This is a genomic window from Frankia sp. CoBUL1 (genome assembly GCF_978021245.1).
This window is the reverse complement of sequence record NZ_CDXDOS010000251.1, coordinates 1-4,846: the sequence shown is the minus strand read 5'-3', so window position 1 is coordinate 4,846 and position 4,846 is coordinate 1. Positions and strand designations below refer to the sequence as shown.

Genomic DNA, 4,846 nt, shown 5'->3' with positions numbered 1-4,846 from the left:
CAAGCTAAGAGCGCGTCTGGGAACTGGGCGGCTGGTGGGCGAATCTTGATCGAAAATGGGTGGGCTCCCGGTAGGACTGGTGGTTCTCACGCCAACCCGGTCCGCCAGGAGCCCGTGCACCAGTGTCCCCGACCTGCCTGTGTCCGCTATGCCCGGCCCACGCCGAGGCGACCCCTGTCACAACCGAGCCGTGTCCGTTCTACCCATCGTCATCGACGACCGATGCCCGGTGGGCGCTCATCGAGCCGCTGCTGCCGCTACCAGGCAGCGCCACCGGCAAGGGTGGTCGGCCGGAGAAGTGGCCGCGCCGGACCGTCCTCGACACGATCTTCTATCTGGTCCGCGGCGGGATCGCCTGGGCGCAACTCCCGCACGACTTCCCACCCGCCAAGACCATCTACGACATCTAGCGGCGGTGGGCGACGGCAGGCGTGTGGCAGCGGGTGCACGACTGCCTGCGTGACGCGCTTCGCGTGCACACTGGGCGCGACCCGCCACCGACCGCCGCGATCATGGACTCACAGACCGTGCGCGCCGCCGACACGGTGCCCTCCTCGACCGCCGGCTACGACCCCGCCAAGAAGACCAAAGGCCGCAAACGGCACATCGCCACAGACTCCAACGGCCTGCTCCTCGCCGTCGTCGTGACGGCCGCGAGCATCCAGGACCGGGACGGCGCGCACCGCGCGCTCGCCGCCCTGCGCGATGGTTTCGGCACGGTCCGCCACGTCTGGGCCGACGGCGGCTACGCCCGACGGCTCGTGACCTGGGCGGCCATGACCCTCAACCTCACCGTCCAGATCGTCAAGCGGACGGACAACGTCGCCGGGTTCGTGGTCCTGCCACGTCGCTGGGTCGTCGAACGGACCTACGGCTGGATCAACAAGCACCGCCGGTGCGTGCGTGACTACGAGACCCTGCCCGAGAGCCACGAGGCGATGGTCTACATCGCCATGATCATGGTCATGTCCCATCGCCTCGGACGCACCGGTGACTGGTGACCCGAGTTTTCAGACGCGCTCTTAACGGCGAACTTAACCGCCGTAGGCTCATATGATGCTGGCTATGGTCGGTGACAGGGCCTCGCATGCCACGCCGTTGTCGGTGGCGCGGTCGCTGCGTCTGCTCGGCGAGCATGTGTTGACCTGGCGGAAGCTGAACCGGCTGACCGCAGCCCAGGTCGCCCAGCGAGCCGGGATCTCCCGGGACACGCTGCGCGCCATCGAGCAGGGCAAGGGCACCGCGAGCACCGAGAACCTGTTCAGGGTGCTACGCACCATCGGGATCATGGATGCCGTCGTCAGGGCCACCGACCCGTACGAGACCGACGTCGGCCGGCTGCGCATGGACGAGATCCTCCCCAAGCGAGTACGGCGCTGATGGCCGGACGGGATCCTGTCGAGGTCACCGTCGAGATCGACGGGCAGGAGACCGCCGCAGGGACGTTGTGGCTTCACAACCGCGGCGGACAGAGCGCCACGTTCCGATATGCCGACGCCTACCTGACCAACCCGGCCGGATACGACCTCGACCCGGCGCTGGCCAGAGCCGCCGGCGTCTTCCACACGCCGGCGGGGTCGGCCATCTTCAACGCGTTCGCCGACAGCGCCCCCGACCGATGGGGTGAGAACCTCATGAGGCGTGAGGAGCGCGAGCGCGCCCGCGCCGCCGAGACCACACCTCGCACTCTCGGTAAGGCCGACTTCCTTCTCGGCGTCCGCGACGACACCCGCCAGGGAGATGTCAGGTTCCGCCAGCCGGCGACCGCCACCTACTATTCGACGCACCGGCACGCGGTCCCACGGCTGATCGACCTGGCCCGGCTCATGCGAGCAGCCGACCGCGTCCGCGCGGAGGGCGGCTTCGACCACGACCTCGCGGACCTCATCGACGCAGGTAGCTCGCTCGGCGGCGCGCGCCCCAAGGCAGCGGTGCGGGACGTGTCCGGGCGGCTCTCGATCGCCAAGTTCCCACGTTCGGACAGTGACGAATGGGACGTGGCCGGTTGGGAGGAGATCCAACTGAGACTCGCTCGCAGAGCGGGGCTTACCGTGGCGGAGTCGGAACTGCTGACCGTCACCGGCCGGCACGTACTACTCCTGAGCCGCTTCGACCGCATCGGCGCGCGGCGCCTGGGGTTCGCAAGCGCCCTGACAATGCTCGAGGCCTCCGACGGGGACCTCCGCAGCTACCTCGAGATCGCCGAGGTGATCGAACGCTACTCGCCGAGAGCTGACGCCGACCTGCGTGAGCTCTACCGGCGGATCCTGTTCTCCATCCTGACCGGGAACACCGACGACCACCTGCGCAATCACGCGTTCCTGCGCGAGCGAGACGGCTGGGCGCTCTCTCCTGCCTACGACCTCAACCCCAATCCGGACAACCCGGCCCGGCTGAGCACGGCCGTCGATCTCGACAACACCGACGCAAGCATCGACCTCGCGCTGTCGGTGGGCAACTACTTCCGCTTGTCGCCGCCGAGGGCCCGCGACCTCGTCAGGGAGGTGGAGACCGCCACGGCGGGCTGGCGGCAGGCCGCAGCCGGGCTCGGCATCCCGAAAAGCCAGGCCGACCGGATGGCAGCGGCCTACGAGAGCGAACAACGACGGATCGCCCGTGCTCTCAGGGTCCCTTGAGATTGGCTCCGGTATCGGGCGTCACCCGGCCCCGTCCGGCCTATCGGTCAATCCTCGGACATGCCGGCGCCGCGCCACCAGACACGATCAGCTCATCGCCTTGCTCACCATCGTCCGTGACACATTCATAACGATGTCATAGACGCTGGCGGGGAGCCTGAGCGCAGCCTTCCCGCTACCCACGCGTGGCGGCCACGGGACGCGAGCGCCGGACACCGTAGAGCTACGGTGTCCGGCGCCGCAGCGGCCGGAGAACCCGGGCGGTCATTGCCGATTGGAACCCGTGCCGGACGCCCTCGCCAACCCCGCTACATGTTTCTCCTAGCGGTTCGCCGTATTTCAGTGGCGTTCCGTCCAGGTCCTCTCGTCAGCTCAGTCCCAGTCCCAATCCCAATCCCAATCGTCCTTGTGGCGCCGGTCCTTACCGTCCTTACCGTCCTTGCCGTCCCACCGGTCCTTACCGTTCCAGCCGTCCCACCGGTCCTTACCGTTCCAGCCGTCCCACCGGTCCTTACCGTTCCAGCCGTCCCACCGGTCCTTACCGTTCCAGCCGTCCCACCGGTCCTTACCGTTCCAGCCGTCCCACCGGTCCTTACCCCAATGATCCTTGGCGATCTTTTCATCCACCGGGCCACCGAGATAGCTCGACGCCAGCGCGCTCGTAGCCGCCGGCCCCACGGTGACGAACACTGCCGCCACCGTAGACACCGCGACAACCGCGGCTTTCCGCCTCACGGACTTGTCCACGCTTCCTCCAGAACCGAGAGAGAGTGAATCGCTACTATCGGCAACAGAGACTAGCGTGCTCGACGAGGTCCGCAAACGGATCATCGACCGACTTTGACGATCAGCCAGCTACGGAGCGTGGCCTTAGCGGGATGAAGAGGAGATTCCAACTCCTACTACACCCGCTGGAAAGGGAGATGCGGAATGTTGAGGTTCGCGGTTCACGGACTCCCACCACACATGGTAATTGCCGGGTGGGTGGTAGGCGGTCATGCCCTTCGGCATGAATCGGTCCAATTCTGACAACGGCGCCTCGTCCGGAGTGATATACGTCAGCTGCCGGGTCGCAGGAGGAGATGGCGCGGTCCGCCTCCTGACGGATCCACCCGGCCCAGGCGAGCGCTGCTGCGTGTTCGGATGCCTCCGGCGTGTCGCCGGCATCCGTCGAGGGCAGGCCACGCTTCCGCCGCAGCCAGAAGTGATCAAGGTGGTCCATCGACTACAAAATGGCCTGGGAGGCAGGATACAGCTGCTTCAGCAGTTTGCCGAACTCCCCCGATGTGTTCCATCTGTCGAGCACGATTCCGAGCTGCGCGGCAAGGTCGCCTCGCCTGCCGTCCGCTGGATCTGGGAGGACTTCCTGTATGATCGCCTCGGCATGTTTTTCGAAGGTCATGTCGTCGTCCACAGCGTGTTCCCACTTCCGCGGCCTCCGCAATCGGCTCTCCGCCTTTGGACTGATCACCGAGAGGAGATAGTCCAGCACGGGCATCGCCCGGCCTGTTGCCTCGATATCCGCATCGCCGCGAGCCAGGTGCCAGACCGCCGCCGAGTCCGCGGCAGAGAACACCTGAGCGAGACCACGCCGTCTCTCCAGCTCGCGTTGGTACTCGTCGGAGACGACGGGAACCGGGGTCATCGCCATCGTAGGGACTACCACCGGCGACGGAGGAGCCTTCTCCGTATCCAGAATCCTGCGCACCGGCCACGCCTGGACGACTGTCACTCCTGTCAGAGCGAGCGCAAGAACTACCCAGATCAACAACGGCCCGCCCGCGATCCACCCCAGAAGAAGCGGCGTGGCGAGGAGACCGAAAAGGTTCATGACGAAGAAGACCCACTGACTCCTGGTCATCGTTGTTCCTCTCGTCCTGCGGCGGGCGACGGCTGGGTGTCACCTGGCGAGGAGGGCGGACGCAAGCCGACATCCTCCCCGAAGAGCTCCTTATCGATCCGGTCGAGGAGATAGGTGCGAACTGCGGCCTGGTCGGGCGCCGTCGAATCCCCCAGCGGCCGATCCACCCAACGGCCGAGGATCGCCCGCAGCGATGAAAGCAGATCAAAACGGTCACGCAGCGCGTCGACGAGCAAGTCCGGTAAAATCGTCGGCCCCCGCCCAACACCCTGCACCACGTCATCCAGCCAGAGATGGACCAGCCCGATCGTTTCCTTCGAGGGCGGCGCATCGGCCTCCAGCACAAGGA

6 protein-coding genes and 1 pseudogene are annotated in these 4,846 nt (G+C 66.5%); 4 read left to right on the top strand and 3 right to left on the bottom strand.

Annotation, left to right across the window (positions count from 1 at the left end):
- Positions 1–122: 122 nt before the first annotated feature.
- The 4 genes and pseudogenes from AC08OX_RS14965 to AC08OX_RS14950 all read left to right on the top strand — a co-directional run bounded on the left by AC08OX_RS14965 (position 123) and on the right by AC08OX_RS14950 (position 2,636).
- Complete coding sequence (locus tag AC08OX_RS14965) at positions 123–410, top strand: transposase (RefSeq protein WP_476608375.1); 288 nt, start codon at positions 123–125, stop codon at positions 408–410.
- Positions 411–422: 12 nt separating this feature from the next.
- Positions 423–1,001, top strand: a pseudogene (locus AC08OX_RS14960) (IS5 family transposase); the annotation flags it as partial.
- Positions 1,002–1,065: 64 nt separating this feature from the next.
- Positions 1,066–1,380 carry a helix-turn-helix domain-containing protein gene (locus AC08OX_RS14955; protein WP_476608374.1) on the top strand — a complete coding sequence of 105 codons (315 nt, stop codon included), beginning with the start codon at positions 1,066–1,068 and terminating at the stop codon, positions 1,378–1,380.
- A complete protein-coding gene (locus AC08OX_RS14950; protein WP_476608373.1) occupies positions 1,380–2,636 on the top strand; it encodes a type II toxin-antitoxin system HipA family toxin in 1,257 nt (418 codons plus the stop codon). Before AC08OX_RS14955 ends, AC08OX_RS14950 begins: the two co-directional genes overlap by 1 nt.
- A 372-nt stretch (positions 2,637–3,008) precedes the next feature.
- On the opposite strand, the gene AC08OX_RS14945 is transcribed toward AC08OX_RS14950, so the two are convergent.
- From AC08OX_RS14945 to AC08OX_RS14935, 3 genes are all read right to left on the bottom strand, one after another.
- On the bottom strand, positions 3,009–3,335 hold the full coding sequence (locus AC08OX_RS14945) for a hypothetical protein (protein ID WP_476608372.1): 327 nt from the start codon (positions 3,333–3,335) through the stop codon (positions 3,009–3,011).
- A 526-nt stretch (positions 3,336–3,861) separates the two neighbouring features.
- The gene (locus AC08OX_RS14940; RefSeq protein ID WP_476608371.1) at positions 3,862–4,497 is read right to left on the bottom strand and encodes a hypothetical protein; all 636 of its coding nucleotides are present in this window, start codon (positions 4,495–4,497) and stop codon (positions 3,862–3,864) included.
- On the bottom strand, positions 4,494–4,846 hold a 353-nt coding region (locus tag AC08OX_RS14935; RefSeq protein ID WP_476608370.1), incomplete at its 5' end, for a hypothetical protein. The genes AC08OX_RS14940 and AC08OX_RS14935, both read right to left, overlap by 4 nt.